The organism is Candidatus Acidiferrales bacterium (assembly GCA_036514995.1).
GTDB lineage: Bacteria > Acidobacteriota > Terriglobia > Acidiferrales > DATBWB01 > DATBWB01.
On record DATBWB010000173.1, the window covers coordinates 1 to 2,856 of the forward strand.

A 2,856-nucleotide genomic window follows, 5' to 3' on the forward strand; every position below is an offset into this window, starting at 1 on the left:
TCGCCGCCGAATGCAAAGGGACAGGAGTCTCGGTCAGTTGCCTTTGTCCCGGTACGACCGATACGAATTTTTTTGAAGTAGCCGGAATGCAGAACCGAGCACACCGTGGCCCGATGGAATCTCCGGAACAGGTGGTGGCGACCGCGCTGCGGGCGATTGAAAGTCGGCGGGTGGTTGCCATCTCCGGCCGGATGAACCGGATCATGGTTCACTCGCAACGCCTGGCGCCGCGGAGCATGGTGGTGCGGGCCGCTGCTCGCGTGATGCGGCCCGGCGCCGGCCGGGCGCCCATCGTTCGGGAATAGTCTGTGCTATCATAGCGGCCATCACAGGGAAGCCGGCTTCCACTGCGGGCGCACGCCATGCCCAAGCCACCGGTATTGATTTTGGTTGAACCCACCGGCACGCGGCGAGACATTCATCTTCTCCGGACTCCGTTCACCCTCGGCCGGCAGAGCGGGAACGACATCATCCTGCATGACCTCCGTATTTCGCGCCAGCAGGCGCAAATCGTCCAGGAGGGCGACCGTTACTTTCTGGAGGATCTACGCAGCCGTCACGGCACTTTTTTGAACGGCGAGCGGACAACCCGCTGCGAGCTGCGCCACAACGACAAGATTGACTTTGGCCTGGCGGATTCCTATTCGGTCATTTTTTGCAGCGAGGAAGCGGCGCTGGACGATTTCATCAAGCGGGTGGTGCCGGCGGCGCCGGCCGCCTCGAGAGAGCTATACCATCTTGGCTTGCTGCTCGAGGTGGCCCGAGTGCTTCACGCCGGGCTTGTCCTGGAGGACGTGCTGGCGGCGGTGGTGGACGCAGCCCTGGAAGTCACTCACGCGGAGCGGGGCGTGCTGCTGTTGCGCCAGGATAGCGGCGAACTGGCGCCGGGGGTTGCCCGCGACAATCAGCGTCGCACGTTGCGCTCGGCCGGACTGGAGGTCAGCCAGAGCGTTCTCGAACAGGTCAAGAATACCTGCCGGGAGGTGATGTTGAGCGATGAGGCAGCCGCCGAGGCGCTTGAGCGGCAAGCCAGCATCGCGCGCCTTCAGCTCCACACCATACTGGCAATGCCGCTGCTGAGCGTGCCGGCAGTGGCGACACTTGACACCACGGTCTTGCGCGCACCGGCGGAGTTGCTCGGGATTCTTTACCTCGATAGCCGGCAGGTTACGGGCCTTTCCGAACTCGACCGGGAAGTGGTTCGTTCGCTGGCGCGCGAGGCCGGAACGGTGATTGAAAACGCGCGGCTGTTTGCGGCGGCTCGGGAGAAAGAAAAACTGGAAGGGCAGCTTGCCGTCGCCCGCGAGATCCAGCGCGGACTGCTTCCCAAGCAGCTCCCCGCCGGCGGCTACTTTGAAGTTGCCGGGATCAATCTGACCAGCGAAGCAGTCGGCGGAGACGTTTTTGACGTCATTCCCCTGCCGGAGGACCGCTACGGTTTTGTCCTGGCCGACGTCGTGGGCAAGGGGATCTCAGGGGCATTGCTGGCGGCAACCTTGCAAGGGGTGGCCGCTTCGATTGCCGCCTTTGACCTCCCGCCGGAGGCGATTGCCGCGCGCATCAACCGTTATCTGGTGGAGCGAACCGCCGAAGATAAATTCGCCACCTGGTTTTTCGGCGTGCTGAGCCCGGATGGAAGATTTCGGTACGTCAACGCCGCTCATCCTGCCCCGCTCTGGCTGCACAGCTCAGGCGAAGTGGCGCCGCTGCCGACGAGCAACCTGCCCCTCGGACTTTTCACCGACGTGGAGTTTGCTTCCGACCGCGTCCAGCTTCAGCCGGGCGACTCGCTTCTCCTCTTCAGTGATGGTCTAACGGAAGCCGCCGACCCTGACGGGCAGCTCTTTGGGGACGAGCAAGTGCATTCCATGCTCCCCGGTCTGCGCGCCCTGCCTCTCGAGCTGATGCAGGAAGCGATCCTTCAACGAGTAGGTGAATTCGTTCGCGGCGCTTCCCAGGCGGATGACCTTACCTTGCTGATCCTTCGCTATCTGGGAAAGAAATCCTGACGGTGCCGCCGTTGGTGGGATGGGGAAGGCCTTGAACAAATGCCAGACCGTAAAAGGGCGACCAGTGGCCAGCGACCTAGACACCTCGTAAATCGCGTGCCGAACGAATTCCGGGTGAATGGGTAGGGGCGCAAGGCCTTGCGCCCCTACTTCTTTCTGCTTACTGCACTCTTCCCACCCTCCTGGCGTAGAGTTCGATCGCCCCGGAGGGTTGCTTGACCAGCAGGCCGCGGACCGCGACGGTGAAGGCCGACTGAACGTCGCCAATCGAGGTGAGACCATCCCGGAACTCGGTTACACCGGGGAAGGTGAACACCTGTATGGGCACGATGCTGACAATCAGTGCGAGGTCAGGTTCAAAGGGGAAATTGTTTCCGGTCGGCGGGCCGGTGACCCGCCCCTGATAGGTTGCTTTCTTCAGGGTTAATCGCCGGACGGTCGTACCGCCGCTCAGTTCCGCCTCAACAAACTGGCCGGGGATGGCGTCGGTCAGGTCGTCGAACAGGGTGTCGATAATCGTCAGATCGTCCTTGTTGATGCGGAAGCCCGCCGTGCCCACGTCGAGGGTGATCTCTCGGCCCAGTTCGCTTTGCAGGGTGGTGGTTCGGCGGCGTTCGCGAATGACGATCTTGACAGTGCCGGCGACGGGGTCCACGCTGGTGATCAGGCCTTCCAGCTCGACCCCGTTATCGTTCTCCGCTTCTGCCAGTTCTACTTCTTCGGCGACAAAGCCGCCGTCGGCACGTTGCTCGGCGTCCACTTCGACGAGGTCATTCACCCTAATGCTGGCGAATGCGTTGGCACGCGCCGGGGAAGCATCGTCAAAATCTTCAAACTTCGTCTGGGC

3 protein-coding genes are annotated in these 2,856 nt (G+C 62.4%); 2 read left to right on the forward strand and 1 reads right to left on the reverse strand.

Features of this window, described 5'->3' with window-relative positions; all coding sequences use genetic code 11:
• Both VIH17_11705 and VIH17_11710 read left to right on the forward strand, forming a co-directional pair.
• A partial coding sequence (locus VIH17_11705) for a hypothetical protein (GenBank protein HEY4683895.1) occupies positions 1–305 on the forward strand: 305 nt, incomplete at its 5' end.
• Positions 306–362: 57 nt separating this feature from the next.
• The gene (locus tag VIH17_11710; protein ID HEY4683896.1) at positions 363–2,009 is read left to right on the forward strand and encodes a SpoIIE family protein phosphatase; all 1,647 of its coding nucleotides are present in this window, start codon (positions 363–365) and stop codon (positions 2,007–2,009) included.
• Between the two features lie 160 nt (positions 2,010–2,169).
• Here the strand turns inward: VIH17_11710 and VIH17_11715 are convergent.
• The coding region (locus VIH17_11715) for a DUF5666 domain-containing protein (GenBank protein HEY4683897.1) at positions 2,170–2,856 on the reverse strand (687 nt) is incomplete at its 5' end.